This is a genomic window from Streptomyces sp. NBC_01335 (genome assembly GCF_035953295.1).
GTDB lineage: Bacteria > Actinomycetota > Actinomycetes > Streptomycetales > Streptomycetaceae > Streptomyces.
Window position 1 is genome coordinate 4,369,901 of sequence record NZ_CP108370.1, and the last position, 25,579, is coordinate 4,395,479.

General features: G+C 73.3%; 21 protein-coding genes. 15 read left to right on the forward strand and 6 right to left on the reverse strand.

What is annotated here, in order from left to right:
- Positions 1 to 221: 221 nt before the first annotated feature.
- The 3 genes from OG599_RS18780 to OG599_RS18790 all read left to right on the forward strand — a co-directional run bounded on the left by OG599_RS18780 (position 222) and on the right by OG599_RS18790 (position 3,881).
- Positions 222 to 890 carry a helix-turn-helix transcriptional regulator gene (locus OG599_RS18780; RefSeq protein ID WP_327177121.1) on the forward strand — a complete coding sequence of 223 codons (669 nt, stop codon included), beginning with the start codon at positions 222 to 224 and terminating at the stop codon, positions 888 to 890.
- 187 nt (positions 891 to 1,077) lie between these two features.
- Entirely contained in the window at positions 1,078 to 1,767 is a 690-nt protein-coding gene (locus OG599_RS18785) for a DUF4255 domain-containing protein (protein WP_327177122.1), read from the forward strand.
- The gene (locus OG599_RS18790; RefSeq protein ID WP_327177123.1) at positions 1,764 to 3,881 is read left to right on the forward strand and encodes an ATP-binding protein; all 2,118 of its coding nucleotides are present in this window, start codon (positions 1,764 to 1,766) and stop codon (positions 3,879 to 3,881) included. The genes OG599_RS18785 and OG599_RS18790 overlap by 4 nt, the downstream gene beginning before the upstream one ends.
- A gap of 78 nt (positions 3,882 to 3,959) precedes the next feature.
- Here OG599_RS18790 and OG599_RS18795 read toward each other — a convergent pair whose 3' ends face one another.
- Positions 3,960 to 5,396, reverse strand: a complete 1,437-nt coding sequence (locus OG599_RS18795) for a COG1470 family protein (protein WP_327177124.1) — start codon at positions 5,394 to 5,396, stop codon at positions 3,960 to 3,962.
- Between the two features lie 200 nt (positions 5,397 to 5,596).
- Positions 5,597 to 7,159, reverse strand: coding sequence for a LamG-like jellyroll fold domain-containing protein (locus OG599_RS18800; protein WP_327177125.1), 1,563 nt, complete (start codon positions 7,157 to 7,159; stop codon positions 5,597 to 5,599).
- 451 nt (positions 7,160 to 7,610) lie between these two features.
- On the opposite strand from OG599_RS18800, the gene OG599_RS18805 reads away from it, so the two are divergent.
- The 4 genes from OG599_RS18805 to OG599_RS18820 all read left to right on the forward strand — a co-directional run bounded on the left by OG599_RS18805 (position 7,611) and on the right by OG599_RS18820 (position 10,493).
- A complete protein-coding gene (locus OG599_RS18805) occupies positions 7,611 to 9,203 on the forward strand; it encodes a phage tail sheath family protein (RefSeq protein WP_327177126.1) in 1,593 nt (530 codons plus the stop codon).
- A gap of 137 nt (positions 9,204 to 9,340) precedes the next feature.
- The gene (locus tag OG599_RS18810; RefSeq protein WP_327177127.1) at positions 9,341 to 9,784 is read left to right on the forward strand and encodes a phage tail protein; all 444 of its coding nucleotides are present in this window, start codon (positions 9,341 to 9,343) and stop codon (positions 9,782 to 9,784) included.
- Complete coding sequence (locus tag OG599_RS18815) at positions 9,784 to 10,338, forward strand: hypothetical protein (protein ID WP_327177128.1); 555 nt, start codon at positions 9,784 to 9,786, stop codon at positions 10,336 to 10,338. The genes OG599_RS18810 and OG599_RS18815 overlap by 1 nt, the downstream gene beginning before the upstream one ends.
- The gene (locus tag OG599_RS18820) at positions 10,335 to 10,493 is read left to right on the forward strand and encodes a DUF6760 family protein (RefSeq protein ID WP_266707268.1); all 159 of its coding nucleotides are present in this window, start codon (positions 10,335 to 10,337) and stop codon (positions 10,491 to 10,493) included. Before OG599_RS18815 ends, OG599_RS18820 begins: the two co-directional genes overlap by 4 nt.
- 683 nt (positions 10,494 to 11,176) lie before the next feature.
- On the opposite strand, the gene OG599_RS18825 is transcribed toward OG599_RS18820, so the two are convergent.
- Positions 11,177 to 11,500 (reverse strand): hypothetical protein, encoded by a 324-nt coding sequence (locus OG599_RS18825; protein ID WP_327177129.1) that lies wholly within the window; start codon positions 11,498 to 11,500, stop codon positions 11,177 to 11,179.
- A gap of 2,014 nt (positions 11,501 to 13,514) precedes the next feature.
- On the opposite strand from OG599_RS18825, the gene OG599_RS18830 reads away from it, so the two are divergent.
- The 8 genes from OG599_RS18830 to OG599_RS18865 all read left to right on the forward strand — a co-directional run bounded on the left by OG599_RS18830 (position 13,515) and on the right by OG599_RS18865 (position 21,873).
- A complete protein-coding gene (locus OG599_RS18830; protein ID WP_327177130.1) occupies positions 13,515 to 14,114 on the forward strand; it encodes a hypothetical protein in 600 nt (199 codons plus the stop codon).
- 97 nt (positions 14,115 to 14,211) lie between these two features.
- Positions 14,212 to 14,637 carry a phage tail protein gene (locus tag OG599_RS18835; RefSeq protein WP_327177131.1) on the forward strand — a complete coding sequence of 142 codons (426 nt, stop codon included), beginning with the start codon at positions 14,212 to 14,214 and terminating at the stop codon, positions 14,635 to 14,637.
- Between the two features lie 15 nt (positions 14,638 to 14,652).
- Positions 14,653 to 15,375, forward strand: coding sequence for a CIS tube protein (locus OG599_RS18840; RefSeq protein WP_327177132.1), 723 nt, complete (start codon positions 14,653 to 14,655; stop codon positions 15,373 to 15,375).
- Positions 15,375 to 17,270: a VgrG-related protein gene (locus OG599_RS18845; RefSeq protein ID WP_327177133.1), complete on the forward strand. Its 1,896-nt coding sequence runs from the start codon at positions 15,375 to 15,377 to the stop codon at positions 17,268 to 17,270. Before OG599_RS18840 ends, OG599_RS18845 begins: the two co-directional genes overlap by 1 nt.
- 34 nt (positions 17,271 to 17,304) lie before the next feature.
- Complete coding sequence (locus tag OG599_RS18850) at positions 17,305 to 17,748, forward strand: GPW/gp25 family protein (RefSeq protein ID WP_327177134.1); 444 nt, start codon at positions 17,305 to 17,307, stop codon at positions 17,746 to 17,748.
- Entirely contained in the window at positions 17,748 to 19,739 is a 1,992-nt protein-coding gene (locus OG599_RS18855) for a putative baseplate assembly protein (protein ID WP_327177135.1), read from the forward strand. Before OG599_RS18850 ends, OG599_RS18855 begins: the two co-directional genes overlap by 1 nt.
- Positions 19,736 to 20,302 carry a phage tail protein gene (locus OG599_RS18860; protein WP_327177136.1) on the forward strand — a complete coding sequence of 189 codons (567 nt, stop codon included), beginning with the start codon at positions 19,736 to 19,738 and terminating at the stop codon, positions 20,300 to 20,302. The genes OG599_RS18855 and OG599_RS18860 overlap by 4 nt, the downstream gene beginning before the upstream one ends.
- A complete protein-coding gene (locus OG599_RS18865) occupies positions 20,299 to 21,873 on the forward strand; it encodes an NADase-type glycan-binding domain-containing protein (protein ID WP_327177137.1) in 1,575 nt (524 codons plus the stop codon). Before OG599_RS18860 ends, OG599_RS18865 begins: the two co-directional genes overlap by 4 nt.
- A gap of 6 nt (positions 21,874 to 21,879) precedes the next feature.
- Here OG599_RS18865 and OG599_RS18870 read toward each other — a convergent pair whose 3' ends face one another.
- The 3 genes from OG599_RS18870 to OG599_RS18880 form a co-directional block, all read right to left on the reverse strand.
- A complete protein-coding gene (locus OG599_RS18870; RefSeq protein ID WP_327177138.1) occupies positions 21,880 to 22,137 on the reverse strand; it encodes a hypothetical protein in 258 nt (85 codons plus the stop codon).
- A gap of 225 nt (positions 22,138 to 22,362) precedes the next feature.
- Positions 22,363 to 23,484 carry an o-succinylbenzoate synthase gene (gene menC / locus OG599_RS18875; protein WP_327177139.1) on the reverse strand — a complete coding sequence of 374 codons (1,122 nt, stop codon included), beginning with the start codon at positions 23,482 to 23,484 and terminating at the stop codon, positions 22,363 to 22,365.
- Positions 23,481 to 24,353, reverse strand: coding sequence for a chorismate synthase (locus OG599_RS18880; protein WP_327177140.1), 873 nt, complete (start codon positions 24,351 to 24,353; stop codon positions 23,481 to 23,483). The genes menC and OG599_RS18880 overlap by 4 nt, the downstream gene beginning before the upstream one ends.
- Positions 24,354 to 25,579 lie beyond the last annotated feature (1,226 nt).

Sequence of the window (25,579 nt, forward strand, 5' to 3'; positions counted from 1 at the left end):
CCCTCCTCGCGACGGTGGAGAACGGGGAGTCCCCCCGTGTACCGCCCCGGGCGTCCTGCCCGCGACGGGTGGTGCCGTGGTCCGCGGACACCGCGGATCTCGTGGTGCCGCTCGTGGTGTTCCACGATGGCGGGCACCCCAGCCGTTCCACAAAGGTGGATAACGCGGGCCCGCCGGCGACCGGAACCGGGTTCCACACATGCGGACATGGGGGAATTCGGTTGCACAGCGCCACGCGCACCACACAGCCCGGCCCGGCCGACGCCGTGGAGCGGATACGCGTCGCGGTGCACACCCGGGACCCGATCTCGCGCGAGGGGGTCCACAGCCAACTGCGCCGGTACCCGGAGATCGATCTCCGGGACGAGGGCGAGTCCGGCCCCGGCACGGTGCTGCTGCTCGTCGAGGACTCGCTCGACGAGGCGGTGCTGACCCGGCTGCGCCGACTGGTGCGCGGCGAGGGCGCGCGGGCGGCGCTCGTGGTGGGCACCCTGCGGGAGGCGGAACTGCTCGACGTGATCGAGTGCGGCGTCGGCGCCATCGTGTGGCGCCACGAGGCCACCGCGACCCGGCTCCTGCAGGCGGTCCACGCGGCCGCCCGCGGCGACGGCGACCTGCCGTCCGACCTGCTCGGCCGGCTGATCAACCAGGTGGGCTCGCTGCACCGCAGCGCGGCGGGCCGGGCCGGCGCCCCGGTGTCGGGTCTGACACCGCGTGAGGTCGACGTACTGCGGCTGGTGGCCGAGGGGTTCGACACCGGAGAGATCGCCAAGAAGCTGTCCTACTCCGAACGCACGGTCAAGAACGTCATGCACGGAATGACCACCCGCCTGCACCTCCGCAACCGTGCGCACGCCGTGGCTCAGGCCTTGAGGGAAGGCTACATCTGACCGGAAGGGCAATCCGAGCCGCCCCTGGGGGCGGTGCGGTCTGCCCGGCCGACGTCCCGGTGCGACTGCGGGGACGGGCGGTACGGGAGGCAGGATCGTCCGGGGCGGCCGGGACGATCAAGGCGGCGCGCCGGTACGAAGGCATGGACGACAGCGGGGCCGGGAACGGCAGGGCGGGAGCACGACGGTGATCCACGAAGTGGACGAGGTCCTCAAGAACCTTCTCAGCGGAGGCGCGTTGAGCGGTTCGGGCATCGACATCGCCTTCGACGCCCCCACCCGGGACTGGGCCGCCCGCCGCAACGCGCCCACCATCAACGCCTATCTGTACGACATCCGCGAGGACGTCAACCGCCGCCAGCGGGGGCACGTCCCCGTCTACGACGAGCGGGACGTGGTCGTCAAGCGCCGCCAACCCCCGCGCTGGTTCCGGCTGTCGTACCTGGTGACCGCCTGGACCAAGCAGCCCCAGGACGAACACCGGCTGCTCTCCGCCGCGCTGGCCACGCTCATCCCGCGCGAGCTGATCGGACCCTCCGAACTGCCCAGCTCGCTAGGTGCGTTGGGCTTGGCCGTGCCGCTCTCGGTGGCCGGCATCCAGACCGAGGCCCGCTCGCTCGCGGAGATCTGGTCCGCGCTCGGCGGAGAACTCAAGCCCTCCCTCGACCTGGTGATCACCGCACCCTTCCCCGCCTACCCCGAGTACGACGCCGGGCCGCCCGTCACCGAGGGCGCCGCGGTCCGCGTGGGCACCATGGACGCCGAGGACGGCACCCGCGCCGAGTCGGAGCGCGCGCACCGGCCCCACCAGGTGGCGGCTGCCCAGGAGGCCAGGAAAACGGCCCGCCGCAACCGCGCCACGGGCAACCGCACATGACCGCCGGCACCCCGCTCGCGCCGCCGGCCGATGCCGACGCCGACCACGCCACGCCGCTCCTCGCCCGCCTCGCCGAACTACGCGAACGCGCGGCGCTGTTGGTCGAGTACCGCTCCGCCGACGACCCCACCGCGAACGACCCGCTGCGCGGCCTGTACGTGTCGAAGGAGGCGGCCGAGCATCTGCTGCGCCCGGCGGAGCCCTTGCGGCTCGGTGTCGCCGAGCCGGTCGACGCGTACGCCGACCGCCTGACCGACCTCGCCGTCCGGCTCGGGCTGACCGGCCTCGACGCCCTCCTCCTGCTCGTCGCGCTCGCCCCGGACCTGGACCGGAGCTTCGAGTCGCTGTACGGCTACCTCAACGACGACGTCAGCCGGCGCCGGGCCACCGCCGCGCTCGCCCTCGACCTCTGCGGCATCCCCGTCCACCTGGCGTCCGCACGGGCCCGGCTGCACCCGGCGGCCCCGCTGCGCGCGCTCGGGCTGCTCGACGTGGAGGAACCCGAACGACCTTTCCTGAGCCGCTCGTTGCGCGTACCGGACCGGTTGCTGGCCCACCTCCTCGGCGACGACGCCCCGGACGCCTCCCTCGCCGGACACCTCCACCCGCTGGACCCGGGCCCGGAGCCGGGCGACGCGCCGTACGACCGGCCCTACGGCGGGTCCCACGGCGGGTCCTGCGCCGAGCAGGGGTCGTACGGAGAGCAGGGGCCGTACGAGGAGCAGGCGCCGTCCCCCGACACCGCCACCGGCCTCTTCGTGCACCGTCTGGCCGCCCGGCTCGCCGTCGGTCCGCCGGTCACGGCCTACCTCCGTGAGCGGCGTGAGGGCGACGGGCTGCCCTCGATCGCCGCAGCCCTGCGCCTCGCGGGCCTGCCGGCCCTGCGGTTCACCGGGCCCGAGGACCGCGTCCCCGACCTGCTGCGCGAGGCCCGGCTGACCGGCCGCGCGGTGGTCGTCCAGGGGCTGCCGGACAAACCGGACGCGCTGATACGGCAGTTGGCGGGGGCCGCCGACGTGCCGGTACTGATCACCGGGCCGCGCCCGTACGACCCCCAGTGGTCCGGCACGGACCCGCTGGTCCTGGAGGCGCCCCCGCGCGGCGCCGGTGCGGCCGACGCCTGGTCGGCGGCGCTCGGCGCGGAGCCCGGCTTCGACTTCGACCTGGCCGCCACCGTCGCCCCGTACCACCTGGCCGACGACCACATCGTCCGCGCCGCCCGCGCGGCCCGGGGCCTCGCCGCGTTCGACCAGGGGCCGCTCACCCCCGCCCACCTGCGGCTCGCCGCACGCCAGCAGTCCGCCTCCGGCCTCGAACAGCACGCCCGGCGCATCCGGCCCGCCGTCGACTGGCGGGACCTGGTGCTGCCCCCGGGCCCCCTCACCGAGCTGCGCGAACTCGCCGTGCGCGCCCGGCACCGCGACCGGGTCCTCGGCGTGTGGCGGCTGAGCGCGGGCGGCGGCCGGGGCCGGGGCGTCCTCGGACTGTTCGCGGGCGCCTCCGGCACCGGGAAGACGCTGGCGGCGGAGGTCGTCGCGGCCGAACTCGGCCTCGACCTCTACACGGTGCAGCTGTCGTCGATCGTCGACAAGTACGTCGGCGAGACCGAGAAGAACCTCGAACGCATCTTCACCGAGGCGGACCGCACCGACGCCGTGCTCCTCTTCGACGAGGCCGACGCCGTCTTCGGCAAGCGGTCCGAGGTGAAGGACGCCCACGACCGGTACGCCAACATGGAGAGCTCCTACCTGCTCCAGCGCCTGGAGTCCTTCGACGGCATCGCGCTGCTCACCACCAACCTGCGCGCCAACATCGACGAGGCGTTCACCCGGCGCCTCGACCTGGTCGTGGACTTCCCGTTCCCCGACGTCGAGCAGCGTCTCGCCCTGTGGCGGCACAGCCTCTCCCACGTGCCCTGCGAACCGGAGGTCGACGTGCAGCCGGTGGCCTCGGTCTTCGAGCTGGCGGGCGGTTCGATCCGCAGCGCCGTGGTGACCGCCGCCTACCTCGCGGCCGCCCGCGACGACCAGGTCACGGCGGCCGACCTGCTGGAAGGCGCCCGGCGCGAGTACCGCAAGGCCGGGCGCCTGGTGCCGGGAGAGGGGACCTGGTAGGCGGGCGGGTTCAGGCCCGGCCCAGCGGGCCGCGCGTGAACCCGCCCGCCCGCCTTCGCCGGCTTCGTGGGCCTCGGGTCACTGGACGGAGGCGGGGACCCTGAGCAGGAGCGCCTCCAGCGTGACGTCGTTGCTCCAGCTTCCCCCGAAGTTGTAGCCGTTGGAGACCTTCGCGTCGACGCACTTCTCGGCGTACCAGTCCTTGCCGACGTAGCGGACGTTCTGGCAGACCTGCCCGCTGCTGATCGTGACGGCGAAGGCGGTCATGACGGGGGCGTCCTCCGTGGTGCTGCCCATGTAGTTGTCCTCGCCGTCGGCGATCCAGTCCGACCAGTGCGTCCAGGCGGGTTGGCCGTTCGTCGACCGGGGGTCGTGGACGGCGGCCTGGATCTGCGACGAACCGACACCGGCGATGGCGGTGTTGACGGCCACGATGGGCACGTTGCGGGTGTTGCCGGTCATGGCGCCGTCGCAGACCGGTTTCGTCCAGCCCTCGCCCTTGATGAACGCGCGATAGCAGATGTGCCGCCCCGCCGGGTCGTCCTTGGCCATGCCGTTCACCGCGGTCGCCGCGGTGTCCTCGGGCGCCTTCGAGGGAGTGGACTCCTTCTCACCGCCGCCTCCGCCCGATCCTTCGGACTTCGTTTCCTGGGTCGGCTGGGCGGGTTCGGTGGTGGGGGCGGTGGTTATGGGTGGTGGGGCGAGGGTGGCTTGGGGTGTGGGGGTGGGTGCGAGGGTGGCGCTGGCTTCGACGAGTTTTTCGGTGGTGCCGGTGGCGATGGCGGGTTTGTGGCCGAACCAGAGGGCGATGAAGGTGATGGTGAGGGCGAGGAGGATGCCGAGGAAGGTGGCGAGCCAGCGGGGGAGGAAGCCTTGTTGGACGTAGGTGCCGTCGACGGGGAGGGGTGTGGTTCCGGAGCGTTGGACGGTGAGGGTGTAGGGGCGTTGTTCTTTGGCTCCGAACCAGATGATTTTGCGGGGTTTGAGGGTGGTGGTGATGAAGGCGGCGCGGCCGGGTTCTATTTGGATGTTGCTGGGGCGGAGTTCGTAGGTGAGTTGGTCGCCGGTGTCGGTGCCGTTGAGGGAGGCGGTGAGTTTGGTGTTGCCGAGGTTGTCGATGGCGAGGCGGGGGCGTCCGCGGAGTCGGCCTTTGACGGTGGGGGGTACGAGTTCGGCGCGGAGTTCGGTGAAGGGGGTGATGGTGAGGTTGCCCTCGGGGACGGTGGTTGCTTCGGGGTGTTCGGTGGGGGTGATGCGGATGGCGTAGGGGTTGGGGCCTGCGGTGGCGTCGGGTGTGCGTGGGGGTGCGAACTTCAGCTCGACCGTGCCGGTGGTTCCGGGGTAGAGGCGCAGGGTGGGTGGTTCGATGGTGGTCCAGGGGGCGATGTCGCCGACGGGTTCGAAGCGGTACTCGTCGACTACGTCGCCGGTGTTGCGCAGGCGGAGTCGTACGGTGGTGCTGCTGCCGGGATCGACCGTGGCCGACGCGGGTTCGAGAGAAGTCCATAGGCTCACCCGGCCACGTTAGATCAGTGAGCCGCCACCCTCATGTGCCCTCTGCGCGACCGGAGTTGCACTCCCGTCGAACGTGCCCGTTCAGGCGCCCCCGTGGTCTCCCCGGGCAGCCCCTCCGCCCCCGGGTGATGCCCCGTGGGGCATTCCCGGGGGCGCCGACCGGGCATTCCCCGGGGGCACCTTCGCACCTGGGCCGGACCTCAGGGAATCTCGTTGATCTGCTCGCGGGTGAGTGCCTGGTCCCACGCCGTGACCTCGTTGATCTTCCCGTCGAACTTGTCGGCGTTGGCGTCGGCGTACCTGGCCCGGCCGATGATGAAGGCGCCGGTGGTCGTGAACGGGTAGAGGTCCTGCACGGAGCCCTGGGGTGCGCCGTCGACGTAGAGGGTCTGGTTGCCGGTGGTTCCGTCGAACACGCCGACCAGATGGGTCCAGGTGTGCAGGGCTGCCGGGGCCAGGGAGAGCGCGCGGTAGCCGATCGCCGCGTTGTCACCACCGTCCGAGCGTGTCCGGGAGAACGCCCAGCGCTTCTCCCCCGGGGAGAACTGGAGGTAGAAGGCGCTGTTGTGCGTCCCGCTCTGGCTGACCGCGGTGGAGAAGTGAGCGGTGGAGTCGAGGTACACCCACGCCGAGATCGTGAAACTGCTGCCGGGCCCGGTGGGCACCACCGGGCCGGTCGAGATCATCTGACTGCTCGAACCGTTGAAGGAGCCGGCGCCGCCGTGCCCGTCGGCACCGGCCACGTCGGTCACGGTGAGCGGGTGGGCGCCGGTTTCGTCCTTGCCCAGGTCCCCCGGCCTGACCAGCCACTGGCCGATCGGATCCGGTACCTCGGGGGGCTTCGGCTCCGAGGAATCCCCGCCGCCGCCTCCGCCCGATCCTTCGGACTTCGTTTCCTGGGTCGGCTGGGCGGGTTCGGTGGTGGGGGCGGTGGTTATGGGTGGTGGGGCGAGGGTGGCTTGGGGTGTGGGGGTGGGTGCGAGGGTGGCGCTGGCTTCGACGAGTTTTTCGGTGGTGCCGGTGGCGATGGCGGGTTTGTGGCCGAACCAGAGGGCGATGAAGGTGATGGTGAGGGCGAGGAGGATGCCGAGGAAGGTGGCGAGCCAGCGGGGGAGGAAGCCTTGTTGGACGTAGGTGCCGTCGACGGGGAGGGGTGTGGTTCCGGAGCGTTGGACGGTGAGGGTGTAGGGGCGTTGTTCTTTGGCTCCGAACCAGATGATTTTGCGGGGTTTGAGGGTGGTGGTGATGAAGGCGGCGCGGCCGGGTTCTATTTGGATGTTGCTGGGGCGGAGTTCGTAGGTGAGTTGGTCGCCGGTGTCGGTGCCGTTGAGGGAGGCGGTGAGTTTGGTGTTGCCGAGGTTGTCGATGGCGAGGCGGGGGCGTCCGCGGAGTCGGCCTTTGACGGTGGGGGGTACGAGTTCGGCGCGGAGTTCGGTGAAGGGGGTGATGGTGAGGTTGCCCTCGGGGACGGTGGTTGCTTCGGGGTGTTCGGTGGGGGTGATGCGGATGGCGTAGGGGTTGGGGCCTGCGGTGGCGTCGGGTGTGCGTGGGGGTGCGAACTTCAGCTCGACCGTGCCGGTGGTTCCGGGGTAGAGGCGCAGGGTGGGTGGTTCGATGGTGGTCCAGGGGGCGATGTCGCCGACGGGTTCGAAGCGGTACTCGTCGACTACGTCGCCGGTGTTGCGCAGGCGGAGTCGTACGGTGGTGCTGCTGCCGGGATCGACCGTGGCCGACGCGGGTTCGAGAGAAGTCCAAAGGCTCACCCGGACACGCTAGGGCAGCGTCCGGGTACGGGTCAGGTGATCGCGGGCAGGAGCACCCGGCCGCGAGGGACGACGGGCTGCCTGATCGGCCGCCCGGTCTTCCCCGAAGCGTGACCGGCTGCCCCCGGGTGTGCCCGGGAGGCCCTTCCGGGAGGCGGACGGGCAGTGGTAGGCAGAGAACTGGATCCCGAGGAACGCCCACCCGCCCCGCTTCGGGCGGGGACCTGGCTCTCCCCGGCCCGCAGGGACGCCGTACCCGCCCGGAACACGGGGGGCGGTGGGCGAGCCCGCAGCTGACGGCGAGTCATGCTCCGGACGGTGCGGAAGCCACCGGCTGCCCTCAAGGGCACCGGCAGTGCCCCCGAACAGGTCCCGGAGGACGTTTCGGCGGCCCTCCCGCAGGGGCGAGAGTCGAGGTGGTTCCTGTCTCGTACCCCGAGGAGAGCAGAACATGCCGTCCTATCTGTCGCCCGGCGTCTACGTCGAGGAGGTGGCCAGCGGCTCGCGTCCCATCGAGGGAGTGGGCACGTCGGTCGCCGCCTTCGTGGGACTCGCGCCGAGCGGTCCACTGAACGAGCCGACCCTGGTCACCAACTGGAGCCAGTACGTGGCGTCGTTCGGTGAGTTCACCGACGGGTACTACCTGGCGCACTCCGTCTACGGCTTCTTCAACAACGGTGGCTCCGCGGCCTACGTGGTCCGCGTGGGCGGCTCCGCCGAGGGCGCGTCCTCCGACGGACCGGCCGGCTCCGGCCGCGCCGCGGTGAAGGCCACCACCGCCCCGGCCGCGCTGGAGGCCGGCGAGTTCCGGCCGCTCGGCGGGTTCTCGGTCGCGGCCATCGCGCCCGGCACCACCGGCGCGCTCAGCGTCGAGGTGACGCTTCCGGAGGACGACAGTCCGGCCGACCGGTTCAAGCTGACGGTCAAGGACGGCGACAAGGCCGTCGAGACCTTCGACGTGTCCGCCAAGAAGGGCGGCCGTACCTACGTCGTCACGCAGGTGAAGGAGCGCTCCAAGCTCATCACCGTGGCCGAGGCGGCGCCCGCCGGACAGCTGGTCCGGCCGGACGCGCAGACGGTCGCCCTCGCGGCTCCGTCGGCCGCCGCCCCCGCCGTGCCCGCCGACGATTCGTACCCCGGGGCGGCCCGCTACCTGGGCGACTCCGCGGACCGCACCGGCTTCGGCGGCCTGGAGGCGATCGACGAGATCTCCATGGTCGCGGTGCCCGACCTGATGGCCGCCTACCAGCGCGGTGCGATCGACCTGGAGGCCGTCAAGGCAGTCCAGTTGGGCCTGATCGCGCACTGCGAGCTCATGGGCGACCGGGTCGCGGTCATCGACCCGCCGCCGAGCCTGAATGCCCGTCAGATCCGGGTGTGGCGCCAGGAGACGGCCGGTTACGACTCCAAGTACGCGGCCCTGTACTACCCGTGGATCAAGTCCTTCGACCCGTCCGTCGGTCAGTCGGTGCTGGTCCCGCCGAGCGGTCACGTCGCCGGCATCTGGGCCCGCAACGACTCCGAGCGCGGTGTGCACAAGGCCCCCGCCAACGAGGTCGTGCGCGGCGCGGTGGACCTGGAGACCCAGATCACCCGCGGCGAGCAGGACCTGCTCAACCCGATCGGCGTCAACTGCATCCGGGCCTTCCCCGGTCGCGGCATCCGCATCTGGGGTGCCCGTACCGTCTCCTCGGACCCGGCCTGGCGCTACCTGAACATCCGCCGCTACTTCAACTACCTGGAGGAGTCGATCCTCCTCGGTACCCAGTGGGTGGTGTTCGAGCCGAACGACCACGCCCTGTGGGCGCGCATCCGGCGCAACATCTCGGCGTTCCTGACCAACGAGTGGCGCAGCGGCGCCCTCTTCGGCCAGCGCCCCGAGGAGGCCTTCTACGTCAAGTGTGACGAGGAGACCAACCCGCCGGAGTCGGTCGACGTCGGCCGTGTGGTGTGCGAGATCGGCATCGCGCCGGTCAAGCCCGCCGAGTTCGTGATCTTCCGACTGGCCCAGTTCTCCAGCGGCAACGGAGAGCTGGAGGAGTAGCAGCCGATCCGGGTGGTGTCCGGCCGCGACCGGCCGGACACCACCCGGGCCTCGGGCTCCGACCCGGTTCGTACCGGGCCTGGTTGGCTTCACCGCCGTAGCGCCATCCCACAGACCTTCACAAGGACAGCGAACACATGAGTCTCCAGCCGGGTGACGCCCTCACCTCGCACAATTTCGGCCTGCAGATCGACGGTGTCATGGTCGAGTACCTCGCCGAGGTCAGTGGCATGAGCATCGAGCAGGACGTCATCACCTACCAGCAGAACACCCCCAACGGCCAGAACGTGGTCAAGAACATGCCGGGTGTGAAGAAGAACGGCACCTGCACGGTCATCCGCGGTATGACGCAGTCGGCTTCGTTCACCCAGTGGATCAACCAGTCGATCTCCGGCCAGATGACCACGGCCCGCAAGAACGCCTCCATCATCATGATGGACTTCCAGAACAACCCGGTGAAGCGCTACCACCTGCGCAACGCCTGGTGCAGCAAGATCGACGCGAGCACGGTGAAGGCCGGCGAGGCGTCCGCGCTCACCGAGACGGTCACCATCGTGTTCGAAGAACTGGTCATCGAGTAATGCGTCGTTCGGCCGCCAGGGCCGGCGCGTTCGCCCAGGAGTCCGGTGCGGAGACGGCGCAGCCCGCGCCCACCGCCGTACCGGACGCGCAGTCCGCCGCGCAGATCCCGCAGCCGCAGCCGACGCAGCAGGAGCAGGTGCCGCAACAGCAGCAGGTGCCGCAACAGCAGCAGCAACGGTACGAGCTGCGCACCGAGTTCGCGTTCCAGCTGCCGCGCGGTTACGTGGACGACTCGGGCACCGTGCACCGGGACGGGATCATGCGCCTCTCGACGGCGCGCGACGAACTCGTCCCGCTGCGCGACGTGCGCGTCCAGGAGAACCCGGCGTTCCTGTCGGTGGTGCTGCTGGGCCGGGTGATCACCCGGCTCGGCACGCTGCCGATGATCCACGACGGCATCGTGGAGAACATGTTCGCCTCCGACCTGGCCTTCCTGCAGGACTTCTACCGCCAGATCAACGCGGAGGGCCACACCCGCGCGTCGGTGGAATGCCCGCACTGTTCCGAGCCCTTCGAGGTCGAGCTCGGCGGGAGCCGCCTGGGGGAATCGTGACGTACGCGAACGACCGGCTGCACGAGGAGATCGCGTACGTCGCCTACCACTTCCACTGGAGCCTGGAGCAGATCCTGGACCTCGAACACCAGGACCGGCGCCGCTACACCGACCAGATCGCGTCCTTCGTGACGCGCGCAGGCGCGGAGGGCTGAGCCGTGGGGTTCCTGGAGCGGTTCAAGGCAGGCCGGGCGGGCGGTACGGGCACGGGTGCGAGTACCGGCACGGGTGCGGCGGCCGTACCGTCCGAGGGCGCTGCGTCCGTACCGTCCGTGGGTGCGGCATCCGTACCGTCCGTGGGTGCGGCGGAGTCCGCGCACGGCGGTGCCGACGCGGGCCGGGCGGCGGCGACGGAACCGGCGGGCGGCCGTGCGCCGGTCGCCGCGTCCTGGGCCGGGCTGCCGCCGATCCAGCGTGCGGTGGCCACCGGCCCGGCGGGGATCGCGGATTCCGGGTTCGGCGGCCGGCTGCCGACCTGGCAGAACCCGTCGTTCATGGGCACCGCGTCCCACGCCGTCCTGGACGGCCGGTCGAACTCGGTAATCGGCGGCGGTACGCGCCCGGCGTCGGCCCGGCCCGTACCCGGCCTCGAACGCCGTGCGGGCGCACTGCCGTTGGCGGGCAACGACGCCACGGTGCAGCGTGCCCCGGCCGTCCCGCTGCGGGCCCTCCCCGCGAGCTTCCCGGGTACACCGGGGGTGCCCGCGCCCGCGCCCGCCGCTTCCCGCGCGCGCACCGCGCGGCCGGTTCCGGCTGCGGTTCCGGTTCAGGGCGTGACTCCGGCTGTGACCCCGGCTCCGGGTGCGGCTCCGGTCGGGGTCGCCCCGGGTCCGGTGGTTCAGCGCAGCGCGGCGACGGCGGCCGGTCCGGCCTCCGTAGGCGGGTCCGCCCCGGCGCCGGCCGCTGCTCCTGCCTCCGCTCCGGTGCCGGTACGGCACGTGACCCCGGCCGGTCCCGAGTCCCCGGCTGCCGTTCCCCCCTCGCCGCGCGCGGGTCTGCGGGTGACGCCGGTCGCGGCGAGCCCGTCCCCCCGGCCGACGGCCCTGACCCGGGCGCAGCCCGGGGCGGCGGTGCAGCGGCGGTCCCTGCCGGTGGCACGGCGGAACGCGGGCGCCGTGAGCGGGGCCCCCACGAGCGGGGCCTCCATGAGCGGGGCCTCCATGAGCGGGGCCCCTACGAGTGGCGCGGAACCGCTTGCCGCTCCGGTGCGGCGAGCGGCCGTCCCGCGTGAGGGCGGTACGGCGGGGGAGGCTTCGGGCGGAGGTTCCGGCCCGACGGGCCCTGGTCCGGCGGGCGTGAGTCCTGCTCCGGCGGGGCCTGCTCCGGTGGGTGTGGCACCTGGTCCGGTGGGGCCCGGTCCGGCTGTTTCCGGTCGTGCGGTTTCCGCTCCGGCCGTGCAGCGGTCGGCGGTGGAGCTGCCGGTGGTGCAGCCGTCGGTGATTGAGCCGCAGGTGGTGCAGCGTTCGACCGTACAGCCGACTCGGCACGCGGCGGGCCCGGCGCGTGCCGAGTCGGGAGCGCCCGCCGCGTCCGCGTCCGCCGCGCCGGTCAAGGGCACCTCGGCGGGGGCCGTCGGCCCTTCCGGCCCCGCCGACAGCCCCTCCGTGGGGAAGAGTTCGGCGCGTCCCGGCCGTCGCGTCGGCGTGGGGGCCCCGGTCCGTGGGGACTCCGGTCCCGCCCGGCCTCCCGTCGCCCCGAGCCCTTCCGCGAGCGTCGCGCCGGCCCCTTCCGCGAGCGTCGACGCGGGGGCGGCACGCGACGGTGCCCCGGTGCAGCGCGCGGCGGCCGCTGACGCTCCCGTGCGGCGTGCGGGGGCTGATGATGCTCCGGTGCGGCGTGCGGGGGGCGGTGACGTTCCCGTCCAGCGCGCTGCCGTTGTGCGCAGCGAGGCCCGGGGCGGGCAGCCCGCGCAGCCCGTGCAGGGCGCGCCTTCCCCGCAGCCGTCCGGGGCCACCCCCGGAGCCGTTCGGCCCTCGGCTCCGGCCGCGCCCGCCGCGCGTACCGCAGCGCCGCTGCCCGTCGTCCAGCGAGCGCCCGAATCCGCGCGGCAGCAGCCCGCCTCGCCGTCGCGGTCCGTCGGTGGTCCGGCGGCTTCACCCCGCACCGGTCCCGCGGCGACCGCCTCCACGCCGACCGCGCCGGGTGGCCGCAGTTCCTCGTCCGGCACGCCGTCCGGCTCCCCTTCGGAGGCCGCGTCCGGCTCGGCGCCGGTGGCTTCGCCCGCCCCGGGGATCGCCGTCCAACGCGCCTCCGCCCAGCCGATCACCCCGGCGCCCGGACCTGTGCACTCCGCCCAGCCCGCCCAGCCCGCCCAGCCCGCCCAGCCCGTGCAGCCCGCCCAGTCCGTGCAGTCTGCTCAGCCGACGAGACCGACCCCGGCGCCCTCCTCCGCCCCTGCGTCCGGCACAACTTCGCTGCCCAGCAGCCCCGTTCAGCCAGGCCCCCCCGTCCAGCGGGCGGCGGCCCGCTCCGGGGCCCAGGGGCAGCCCGCCGGGCGGACGGCGGACTCCTCCGCCGTGCCGCCCGTCCGGGAAAGCGCTGCCCGTCCGCCGTCCCGCACGGGTCTGGGCGCTCCGATCGCCTCGGCGCCTCCGGTACGTACCTCCGCTCCGGCCCCCGCCGTCCAACGGGCCATGGGCACCCTCGTCCCGGCCCCGTCCGCGAGCGCCAACCCGTCCCCAGCCCCGTCCCCAGCCCGGTTGTCGGCCCCGGTCCCGTCTCCGGCGACTCCGCGCCGCTCGCCCCTCGGCGCCCCGATGAGTGCCGTGCCCACCGACGCCGCGCCGACGCCCGCCCAGCCCGTTCAGCGTGCACAGCCCGCACAGTCGGCGCGTACGGCCCAGGCTCCGACCTCGCGTACGGCTCCGGCACCGGCCGCCCGCGCCCTTCCGCCGGTCCCGCCGCTTCCCTTCGTACAGCGGTCACCGGCGCAGTCGCAGTCCCAGGCTCCGCAGTCGCAGGCTCCGCAGTCCCAGCTTCCGCAGCCCTCGATGCCGCAGCCCCAGCTTCCGCAGCCCCCGGTGTCGCAGTCCCCGATTCAGCGGGCCCAACTCCGACAGCCTCAAGCGTCGTTGGCGCCGCTGCCTCTCCCGGTGGCCGCGCCCAGCTCCGTACAGCCGCCGCTTTCGACCGGGCCGCTCCCGACCGCGCTGCCGCCGACGCTGCCGTCAACGCCGATGCCGACCCCGGCGCCGGCGCCGGCCGTGCCGGCCGCGCTCCAGCGCAGCGTCGCGGCTCCCGCGAGGGCGGTGCCGCTGCGCCGTCCGGTGACGGCCCGGGCCCAGGCGGCCGGCGGTTCCGCCGCCGTGGCTCCGCTCTCGGCCCCCGAGGCTCAGGCGGCTCCGGCGGCCCCGATGCCGGTCGTCCAGCGGCTCTGGGGGCGGCACTCCAAGAAGGCCGGGACCACTCCCGTCCACTCCGGCTCGTCCGCGCTCGGCAGCCTCGCGTCCGCCGCCGCGGCCACGGTCGCCGGCCACCTCGCGCACGCCGCGCCGCCCACCCGCCCGGCCGGGCCGCCGCCGTACACGCCTGCCGGGCCGCCGCCCCCCTACACCCCCGGCGCGGCCCCGGCGTCGTACGCGCCGCCACCGTACGCACCGCCGCCCCCGCCGGCGTACCAGGCGGTCCCCGACGGCACGTTCGATCCCAAGGAGCTCACGGAGTTCCAGCTCGACGAGCTGGCGCACCGGCTCATCGGCCGGATCACCCGGCTGATCCGCACCGAACTCCGGCTGGACCGCGAGCGGATCGGCAAGCTCCGCGATCCCCGCCGCTGACCGCCACCGACCGCCGCTGACCGCAGCCTGGCACCGCCGAGAAAGCCGCCCCGCACCGACCCGTCCGACCGCACCACAGAGAGAAAGGTCCGCCGAGATGCCCTCCAGTCAAGACCCGGGCTCCACCATCTGGTTCTCCCTCAGCATCGACGGCGAGAGCCTCGGCTACTTCAACGGGTGCGAGGGGCTGTCGTCCGAGGTGGAGATCGAGCACCACCAGGAGGGCGGCAACAACGGCTTCGTGTGGGCGCTGCCGACCCGGGTCACCTTCTCCACGATCCGGCTGACCCGTCCCCTCACCCCGGACACCGCGAAGGTCGCCAAGTGGATCTCGTCCGTGCAGACCGGGATCACGCGGCCCACCGCGCAGATCGCGGCGCTGCGCGCGGACGGCTCGGAGGTCGCCAGCTGGGGTCTCATCGACGTGCTGCCGGTGCGCTGGACCGGGCCCACCCTCGACCCCGCGAGTCCGGCCGTGGCGACCGAGGTCCTGGAGATCGTCCACCACGGATTCACGAACTGAGAGGCGGCCGACACCATGGCCAAGGGCAGCAAGGGCGCCGGCAAGAGCCTCGTACGCGCCAACCTGGCGATCCACGAACCCCCGGTGGGCGACAGCATGACCCCCGGCGGGATCATCGAGACCTTCGCCTTCGACTTCAATCCGTCCCAACTCTCGCTGAGCCGACGAGCGTTGTGGACGGCGACCCCGGCGCAGATCGAACGGACCGGTGCGAAGCCGGAGTTCATGGGTGTCGAGGCGATGCAGATGGGTCTGGAGATCTTCCTCGACTCCTCCGACAAGCCGACCGGCAACACCGTGCTGAAGAAGGTGGAGTCGCTGCTCGACTGCTGCGAGGTGACCCTGCGCAGCATCGGTGCCAAGAAGCCCTCGCCGCCGTGGGTCGTCTTCCAGTGGGGGGCGTTCTCGACGGTGCGGTTCACCGCCTACATCAGCTCCGTCGACGTCTCGTACACGGTGTTCGGCACCACCGGCGTCCCCATCCGGGCCACCGCCCGGTTGCAGCTGACCGAGATCCCCAGCAAGACCAGGGGGCAGAACCCGACGTCCGGTGCGCTCACCGCGCAGCGCGTCCACCGGGTCGTGGCGGGCGACTCGTTGCAGTCGCTGGCCTGGCGGGAGTACGGGAGCGCCGCCGCCTGGAGGTCGATCGCCCGGGTCAACGGCATCGACGACCCCCGGGTCCTGTCCCCCGGAACCGAATTGATCATGCCGTCCGCAGAGGAGGTGCGTGGCTGATGGTGCGCGCCGCGTACTCCAGTGTCGTCGACGTCAGGATCGGTGGTGCCAAGGTGCCGCCCAACCTCACCGACTCCCTGGTCGAGAGCCATGTCGACCAGGGGATGGGTGTTCCGGCCGCGTTCCGGCTCACCTTCCGGGACCCGTACCGGACGATCCTCGGCAAGCTCGGGGTCACCTTCGGCACCAGCGTGGTCATCACGCCGATCGCCGACGGGCACGGGGCCGGCGACCCGCTGCTGACCGGTGAGGTCACCGGCCTGGAGGTCGACTACGACGGCACCGGCACCTTCGCCGTCGTGCGGGGCTACGACCTCGGGCACCGCCTGCTGCGGCGGCGCCGGGTCACCGCCTTCCGCAACCAGACCGCGTCCGACATCGCCCGGAAGCTGGCCGCCCAGGACGGGGTGCCCATCGGGCGCATCCAGTCGACGAAGACGGTGTACGAGTTCATCAGCCAGTCCAACGTCACCGACTGGGACTTCCTCGCGCGGCTCGCCGACGAGAACGAGATGGTGATGTCCATCGACGCGAAGGGCATGTTCCAGTTCGTGTCGCCCAAGCCGTCCTCCGGCGCGCCCTCGCCGAGCACCGACGGGGACAAGAGCCCCTTCGTGCTCCAGGCCGGCCACGACATCCTGCGGCTGCGGGCCGCCGTGACCGCCGCCGACCAGGTCGGCAAGGTCGAGGCGCGGGGCTGGGACGTCACGACGAAGAAGGAGCTCACCGCGGTCTCCCCGGCGCTGTCCAACCCGGCCATCGGGATCGGTACGACCCCCGGCGCCGCCGCCGGGAAGTTCGGCACGGCACCGCTGGTCGACACGGGGACCCCGTACGACAAGCAGGCCGAGGTGAAGTTCGCCGCCGACGCGCTCGCCGACGACATCACCTCCTCCTTCGCCGAGGTGGAGGTCGTCGCGCGCGGCAACCCCAAGCTGCGGCCGGGCATCCCGGTGGCCCTGGCCGACGTGGGCAAGCCCTTCGAAGGCAAGTACACCGCCACCTCGGTGCGCCACCTCTTCGGCGACGGCAGGCACTACGAGACCTGGGTGACGGTCAGCGGACGCCAGTGGCGCTCGCTGTACGGCCTCACCTCCGGCGGCTCGGAGACCGCGCCCCGGCTGCCCAGCGTGGCCAACGCCCTGGTCACCGACGTGAACGACCCGCTGAAGCAGGGGCGCGTCAAGCTGCGGTTCCCGTGGCTGGACGACACCTACGTCAGCGACTGGACGCGGACCGTGCAGATGGGCGGCCTCGCCGGTGGCGGCATCTTCCCGCTGGACGTCAACGACGAGGTGCTCGTCGGGTTCGACCGGGGCGCCCTGGACCACCCGTTCGTGATCGGCGGGCTCTACAACGGCAAGGACGTGCCGACCCCCGTCAAGGACGTACCGCTGCACAACTCCGTGTCGAAGAAGGCGACCCGGCACACCGTCTCCGACCGGGACGGCAACCGCGTGGACCTGCTCAGCCAGAAGACCGGAGGCCGTAAACAGGGCGTCCGGCTCGCGTCCGGGGACGACAAGCTGATCATCCATCTGGACCGGACCAAGACCGAGATCGTCGTGGACAGCAAGGGCACGGTGAAGATCACGGGCAGCCGGTCGGTGTCGGTGGAGGCCGGTACCGATCTGACGCTCAGCGCCCGGCGGGCCCTGACCATCAAGAGCGGCGGGCCGCTCAGCATCAGCGGCGGCGGCGCGGTCAACGTCAGGGCCGCGGGTGAGCTGGGGCTGAACTCGGTCGGTGTCCTGAACATGAGCGCCGTGGGCGCCGCGATGCTGACCGGTGGCGGAACCGTGCAGGTCACCTCGGCCGTCAACACCACCATCAAGGCCCCCACGGTCCTGGTCACGTCCCCGGCGTTCCTGGCCAACGGACTCCCGGTGCTATGAGCGAGAACACCAACGGAAGGCAGGAGCAGGTCTGATGGCCGAGCAGTTCGTCGGGTCCGGCTGGTCCTTTCCCCTGCGCATCGGACCCACCGGCGGGATCGCCCTGGTCAGCGGGGAGCGGGAGGTCGAGGAGGCGATCCGGCTGGTCCTGTCGACGGCGCCCGGGGAGCGGCCGATGCGGCCGGACTTCGGATGCGCCATCCAGGACCTGGTGTTCGCACCGGTCAACGAGCAGACCGCGGGCCGTATCCAGCACGAGGTGTACGCCAGCCTCGACCGCTGGGAGCCGCGCATCGAGGTCGACGACGTCGACGTCACCGTGGGCACCGACCAGTCCGTCCTCTACATCGACGTCCGCTACTCGATCCGCGGCACCAACAACCCCCGCAGCCTGGTCTTCCCGTTCTACGTCATCCCGTCCCACGACGAGCCCGACACCGGCCCCCACCCGGACAACTCTCCCGAAAGCGACCGTTGATGGCCCTCCCCTCCCCGAACCTCGACGACCGCCGCTTCCAGCAGTTCGTCGACGACGCCAAGCGCTACATCCAGCAGCGCGCCCCGGAGTGGACCGACCACAACGTCTCCGACCCGGGCATCACCCTCGTCGAGACGGTCGCGCACATGGCCGACGAGGTCGTCTACCGGCTCAACCGGGTGCCGGAGAAGAACCATCTGGCCTTCCTGGACCTGGTCGGCATCACGCTGTTCCCGCCCTCCGCGGCCCGTACGGACGTGACGTTCTGGCTCTCCGCGCCGCAGGAGGAGCCGGTGACCGTACCGCTCGGCACCGAGGTGGCCACCTCGCGCACCGGCGACGAGGAGGCCGTCGTGTTCGCGACCGAGCGCGAACTCATCGTATGGAGCGCCTCGTTGAACCGTCTGCTGGTGCAGCGGCGGGGTGAGGCCGCCCTGGACCGCACGCACGACCTCGCCGACGACGAGAAGAACGTGCTCTGCTTCTCCGAGTCGCCCTCCCCGGGCGACTGCATGCTGCTGGGCCTGACCAGTGCCGTGCCGCACTGCGCGGTCGCCCTGGAACTGGACAGCCGGGTCGACGGCGTCGGCGTCGACCCGCGGCAGCCGCCCCTGGTGTGGGAGGCGTGGACCGAGGACGGCTGGCAGCTCTGCGAGGTCGACCGGGACGGCACCGGTGGTCTCAACCGGCCCGGTGAGGTGGTCCTGCACGTCCCCGCCGGGCACGTGCTCTCCCGCAACGCGGGCCAGGAGGCGGGGTGGCTGCGGTGCCGGGTCACCGAACCCCTCCCCGGCCAGCCCTTCTACACCACCTCGCCCACCGTCCGGTCCGCCGAGGGATTCACCATCGGCGGCACCGCCCCCGTCGTCCACGCCGAGACGGTCTACGACGAGGCGCTCGGCGAGTCCACCGGGCTGCCCGGCCAGCGGCTGCGGCTCGCGCACGCGCCGGTGGTCGGCGACACCCCGCCGGTGCTGCTGCAGACCGCCGAGCACGAGGGCTGGGCGGACTGGGAGGTCGTCCCGCACTTCGCGGCCTCCGGCCCGGACGACCGGCACGTCACCGTGGACGCCGCCACCGGCGAGATCGCCTTCGGGCCCGCGGTACGCGAACCCGACGGCACCCTGCGCCGGTACGGGATGGCCTCCCCCAAGGGCTCGCCCGTCCGTGCCCGCCGCTACCGCACCGGCGGCGGCCGGGCCGGCAACGTGGCGCGCGGCGCCGTACAGGTCCTGCGCACCTCCATCCCGTACGTCTCCGAGGTCGTCAACCGCGAGGCCGCCCGCGGCGGCGTGGACGGCGAGACGGTCGAGGAGGCGAAGGTCCGCGCCCCGATCACGCTGCGGGCCCAGGAGCGCGCGGTCACCCTGCGCGACTACGAGGAACTGGCCCGCCGGGCCGCCCCCGAGACCGCGCGCATCACCTGCCTGGAGGGCGAGGAGAGCGAGTACGGCGCTTACGCCGTACGGGTGTTGGTGGTCCCGCAGGCCGTGCCGGACCCGGGCGGCCGCCTCCGCTTCGAGCAACTGGTGCCCGGCGACGCACTGTTGGAGCGCATCACCCGGCACCTCGACGAACGGCGCCTGATCGGGACCCGGTTGGCGGTCGGCCCGCCGTTCTACCAGGGCGTCACCGTCGTCGCCACCGTGCACGCCTTCCGCGGCGTCGACACCGACCTGGTACGCCGACGGGTCCACGACGCCCTCTACCAGCACCTCGATCCGCTGACCGGCGGCGCGGACGGCAAGGGCTGGCCGTTCGGACGGCCCGTGCAGGCCGGCGAGGCCTTCGCGGTGCTCCAGCGGATCCCCGGCGTCGAGCTGGTGGACGAGGTCGTGCTCTACCCCGCCGACCCGCTGACCGGAAAGCGCGGCGAGGCGACCAACCGCATCGACCTGTCGCCGCCGTCCCTGGTGTTCTCGTACGACCACCGCGTCCGCGTGATCGGGGACTCGGCGGACGGCGACCGCACCGGCGGGAGCCGCGGATGAGAGGCTCCATCGACGGACTCGGTTCGTCGGCGCCCATCGGCGCGATGCTGCCCGCCGTCTTCGCCGACGACGACCTCGCCCTGCGCTTCGTCGCCGGGCTCGACGAGGTGGTCGCGCCCATCCACACCGCGCTGGACTGCGTCGACTCCTACTTCAGGCCCTCGCTGGCGCCGGTGGACTTCGTCCGGTGGCTCACCGCCTGGGTCGGCGCGGAGACCGACGGCACCGAGCCCGAGGCGCTGCTGCGCACCGCCGTGGCGACCGCCGCGTACCTCCACCGCATCCGCGGCACCCGGCGCGGCCTGGCCGAGACGGTCCGGCTCGCCTTCGGCGTCGCACCGGAGATCAGCGAGAGCGGGGCGGCCGACTGGACCGCCCGCCCGCTCGGCCCGATCCCCGGCGTCCCGCGCCCCCACCTGCACGTACACCTGAGGCTGCCCGAACCGACCAAGGCGGACCACTACCGCCTGGACGGCATCGTGGCCGCCGCCCGGCCCGCCCACATGCCGTACACGGTCCAGGTGACCGCCGGCGATCCGTCCGAAAGGACCTCGGAGAGATGACCACGCAGAACTGCGCCGAATGCGGCACCCGCGCGGAACCGGGCCAGTCGTTCTGCGACGCGTGCGGGGCCGTACTGAGCTGGGCCGATCGCGGGGCCCCGGCCGCCGCCGCGAGCACCGCCCGCGCCCAGGGAGCGGGCGCCGAGGCGCCCGCTCCGGAAGCGGCGTCCGCCGGCCCGGCCACCGCGTCCCCGTCCGACGGCCGGACGGCCCCGACCGACGGCCCGGCGCCCGCCGGCCCCGGCTGGGACGCCTTCGCCCGGCCCGGCGGCGGCGCGGGGCTGCCCCGGCAGTCGCGGCAGCCCCTGGACCCCGGGCCCCTCGCCCAGGCGGGCTCCCCGGAGAGCCGTGCGCGCGAGGAGGCGTACGACGCCGGGCCCACCGCCCCGACGGAGCCCGCCCGGGCCTCCGGGCACGGCGCGAACGACGACCGCGACGAGCCCGACACCCAGGAGGTCCCGGGGGTGACGGACGACTGGGCGGCCAGAATGGCGGCCAGAGGCGCCGACGGAGGTGCGGCCGGAGGGGTGGACGACTGGCCGGTCCGGGAGACCGACCGGGGTGCGGCCGGAGGGGTGGACGACTGGCCGGTCCGGGAGACCGACCGGGGTGCGGCCGGAGGGGTGGACGACTGGCCGGTCCGGGAGACCGACCGGGGTGCGGACGACCGGGCCATGTCCGACCGCGCCCGCCGACTCATCGTCCCGGTCGCCGACCCCGCCCCCGTGGTGGCCCCGTCCGTCGCGCCGGTCCTGCCCGGCCGGCCGGTCCCCCAGCGCCCGCAGTCCGTACAGGCCCCGGGCGAGCAGCTCGGCTTCGACGGGGGCGCGCCCTGCCCCTGGTGCAGCACCCGGAACCGGCCCGACCGGCACTACTGCACCCGGTGCGCGATGCCCATGGCGGGCGACGAGCACGCGCCGGGCCGCCGACTGCCCTGGTGGCGGCGGCTGTTCGACTCCAACAACCGGGAGACCCCGTGGGCCGGCGACCGCCCCCGGGTGCGCCGCACCTTCGACCGCGTCCTGCGATGGGTCGGCGCGGCGATCGTGCTGACCCTGGTGATCGTGGCGGCCGTCCACATCCCCGACGGCGTCCGGGCGACCCGCGACCACTTCGCCAAGCGCGCCCCCGTCTCCCCGGACCACGTCTCCGCGTCCCGGTCCTACCCGGGCCACAAGCCGGACTCCTCCTTCGACAAGATCAACAACACTTGGTGGGGCCCGGGGGTCTCCGAGTCGGGCCAGGGGCAGTGGATCGAGGCGTCCTTCGACTCCCCGACCCGCCTGCTGAACGTGATGGTCACCCCGGGCGTCTCCCCGCACGCCGACAAGAACACCGAGCAGGCACTTCCGCACCTCATCGACGTCACCGTCACCACGGCCGACGGCAAGACCACGCGGAGCCGGCTCACCCTGGACGACGGCGCGGGCGGCCAGGCCCGCAACTTCCGCTACGACGACGTCACCAAGGTCCGCTTCACCGTCCAGTCCTCGTACCACACCTCCTCGACCAAGCAGGTCGCCTTCGCGGAGATCGAGTTCTTCGGGCCGTCGCACTCCGGCGACAGCTGATCCGCGTCACTGGGGCGGTGACGGCTGATCGACGTCGCTTCCGCGGTGACGGCTGATCCGGGTCGTCCAGCCCAACGCCGAAGCCCGGTCCGGGAGTTCTCCGGTCCGGGCTTCGGTGCGCCGGGCTTCAGTCGTGCCGGGCTTCGGCGTGCCGGGTGGGGTCCAGCGGGGCCGGGCGCAGTGCACGTGGCGGGCGTGGCCGGCGTCGCCGGGGCCGAGGACCTCCGTCGCGCCGAGCTTGCGGCAGGCCGCCATCAGGTTCACGCGGTGAGCGACGCCAGGGCGACGACGGCGGTGGCCAGGCGCACGGCCCTCGTACGTGCGGTGGTCGAGGGCATGCGTGATGCCTTGTCCGAGCAGGATGGGTGCGAAAGCCGCCGGAGCCGGAGCCCTGCCCGTGGAGTCCAGTCGGCCGGACCGGGTCGGGCAGGGGTAGGCGGAAGCAGCCCCCGAGGGGGCGTGGACCGAGAAGGAGACGGTCCGCTCCGCTCACCGCCCGGCGGAACCCCCGTACAGGTCCCGCCGTGCCGTCGTGAAGCGGCGCAGGGCGTCCGGGAGCGGGGCGATGCCGATGCCGGGGGTGGTGGGGACCGGGAGGTGGCCGTCCTGGAGGACGAACGGCTCGGTGATGTCCTCGGCGAAGTAGCGGCTGGAGGCGGAGGTGTCGCCGGGGAGGGTGAAGCCGGGGAGGGCGGCGAGGGCCAGGTTGGGGGCGCGGCCGATGCCGGTCTCCAGCATGCCGCCGCACCAGGCGGGCACGCCGTGCGCGGCGGCGACGTCGTGCAGGCGGCGGGCCTCCAGGTAGCCGCCGACCCGGGCGGGCTTGATGTTGACGACCCGGCAGGCGTCCATGGCGATGGCGGAGGCGGTGTCGCGGGCGTTGTGCAGCGACTCGTCGAGGCAGACGGGGGTGGCGATGCGGCGCTGGAGGAGGGCGTGGGCGTGGAGGTTGTTCTCCTCCAGCGGTTCCTCGATGAGCAGCAGGCCGAACTCGTCCAGGCGGCGCAGGTGTTCGGCGTCGGCCAGGGTGTAGGCGGTGTTGGCGTCCACCTGGAGCGGCAGCGCGTCGCCGAAGCGTGTCCGGACCGCGCGGACGGGCTCGACGTCCCAGCCGGGTTCGATCTTCAGCTTGATCCGGACGTACCCCTCGGCGAGGTAGCCCGCCACGTCGTCCAGGAGCTCGGGGACGGAGTCCTTGATGCCGACGGACACCCCGGCGGGCACCCGGTCGCGGACGGCGCCGAGGTAGGTGGCGAGGGACATCCCGTGGGCCCGCAGCTCGGCGTCGAGCACGGCCGTCTCCAGGGCGGCCTTCGCCAGCTCGTGACCCTTGACCTTCGCCATGGCGGGGGCGAGGGCGGCCGTCGTCAGCTCCGGCCGGGCGGTGACCCGGGGCAGCAGGAAGTCGCGGATGACGGTCTCGGCGCCGGAGACGTACTCGGAGCAGTACAGCGGCTCGGGGTCGGCGGCGAACTCCGACCAGCCCTCCGCCTCGTCGGTGACGACGTGCAGCAGGAAGGTGTCCTTCGTGGTCATCGTTCCGAAGGAGGTACGGAACGGGGTGACCAGGGGGATGGCGACGTGGACGAGTTCGACGCGGTCCAGCCTCATGCCGGGTTGCCTTCCTGGTTCTGCGGGGCGGCCGGGGCGGCCGGGGTGTGCGGGGCGGCGGGGGTCAGGGTGTACCAGCCGTCGCGGGACATCGACGTGGCGGTGTACCCGTCGGCGAACGCCCGCGTGAAGACCTCGCGTACGGCGTGGCGCCAGCGCAGCGCGAGCGCGGGGTCGGCGGCGCGCAGCTCCACGACGTCGTCGGGGACCCGGCAGCGGAAGGTCGTCCCGGCGCGGACGGCGAGCGGGGCACCGTCGGGGGCGGTGGCGAGGACGACGGGCGTACCGGCTGCGGGCCCGGCCGTCTCCGAGGGGGTGCGGTCCCCCTCCGCCAGGTCCCAGGTGACGGTGAGGCGGTCGCTCTCGTCGCCGTCGTTCAGCCCGTCGGCCATCGGGCCGTAGAAGTCCACCAGGTACTCGGTGCCCGCGCCGCCCAGTTTCACCAGGTTGAAGCGGGCGTTGCGGCCCACCAGCGGGTCGAACGTCCAGCGCATGGTGCGGGCACCCCGGTCGAGGGCCCAGACCCGCTGCGCCTGTTTCACGGCGAGCCCCACGCCGCGGTCGCTGGTGCGGGCGGCGGCCACGAAGGAGTACACGTCCCAGGCCGACGGCTCCCCGAACACGGCGACGGCCGCGCCGCACAGTTCGCCCTGCCCGGTGTACGCGGCGTGCACCGCGCCACCCGCGTGCACGAGGCTGTGCAGCACCTCGGCCGGGTAGGGCGGAGTGCTGCGCGGGGTCTGCCACACGTCGCTGAAGAAGTCGGCGACGGCCGCGATGCCGGGCACGTCGTGGACGGTGCGGGTGGTGACTCCGGCCGCGCGCGCGGCGGCCGCGGCTCGGTCGCGTACTGCGGGTGTCGCTGTCATGTCTTGAGTCTCCGCGCGCTCCTCCCCGAACTGGTTGTCCGGAGGGACAAGCGCCACCTAGAGTCGTGTTGCGATCGGCCAAAGTCGGGGCCGCCGGTGAACCGGCGAGCCGCGCACCGCGCCCTGTGAATCGAGGCCCCATGGACGCCCCCACCCTCAGCGATCTGCTCGACGTGCTCGGCGGGTCGTCCGTACGGGCGCTCGCCTCCCCCGGCGGACTCGGAGTGCGGGTCGGCGAGATCCTGCTGTACGACGCCGACGCGGCGCTCCCGCCCGCCCCGGGCGCCGTGCTCCTCGCGGTCGGGGTACGGCCCCCGGCGGCGGGCCCCCTGCTGCACGCCGCGGCAGCCGCCGGCATGGCGGCCGTGGTCGTACGGGGTGCGGACGGGCCGGCCGAGGCGGCCCGGGAGGCCGGGATCGCGCTGCTCGCGGTCGACGAGGACGCGGCCTGGCACCGCGTCCACCTGCTGCTCTCCTCGGCCGTGGGCGCACGCTCCGGGGGCACGCCCTCCGCCGCCGGGGACCTGTTCGCCCTGGCCGACGCCATCGCCGCCGCGACCGGCGGGGCCACCGCCGTCGAGGACCCGCGCCAGCGCATCCTCGCCTACTCCACCGTGCCCGGGCAGGCCGTGGACGAGGACCGGCGGCAGGGCATCCTCGGCCTCCAGGTCCCCGACAGCCCGGAGAACGCCGAGCAGTACCGGGCCATGTTCGCCGCCCCGGCACCCCTGCGGCTCCCCGCGCTCGACGCCGGCAACCTGCCCCGGATCGCCGTCGCCGTACGGGCGGGCGGCGAGACGCTCGGCTCGGTCTGGGTGGTCGACGGCGGGACGCTCGCCCCCGACGCGGAGGAGGCCCTCGCCCAGGGCGCCTCCACGGCGGCCCTGTTGCTGCTGCGGGCCCGCGCCGCGCAGGAGCTCGCCCGGCATCTGGGCGGTGACCTGCTGCGTCGGGTCCTGGACGGCACGGTCGACCCGGCCGGAGCCGCACACCGCCTCGGCCTCGGCGAGGGCACCGATCCGGTGCGGGTGGCGGCGTTCGTCCCGGCGGGTGCCGGCACCGCGCCGGACGTCGAGCAGACGGCGCTGCGCCTGCTCGATCTCGTGCGGCTCCAGTGCGAGGCGCGGTACGGGCGGCACGCCTGCGTCCTCGTCGACGGGGTGGTGTACGCGCTGTTTCCGGCGGTCGGCGAGCGGGGCGCGGCCCGGCACCGGCAGCTCGCGCAG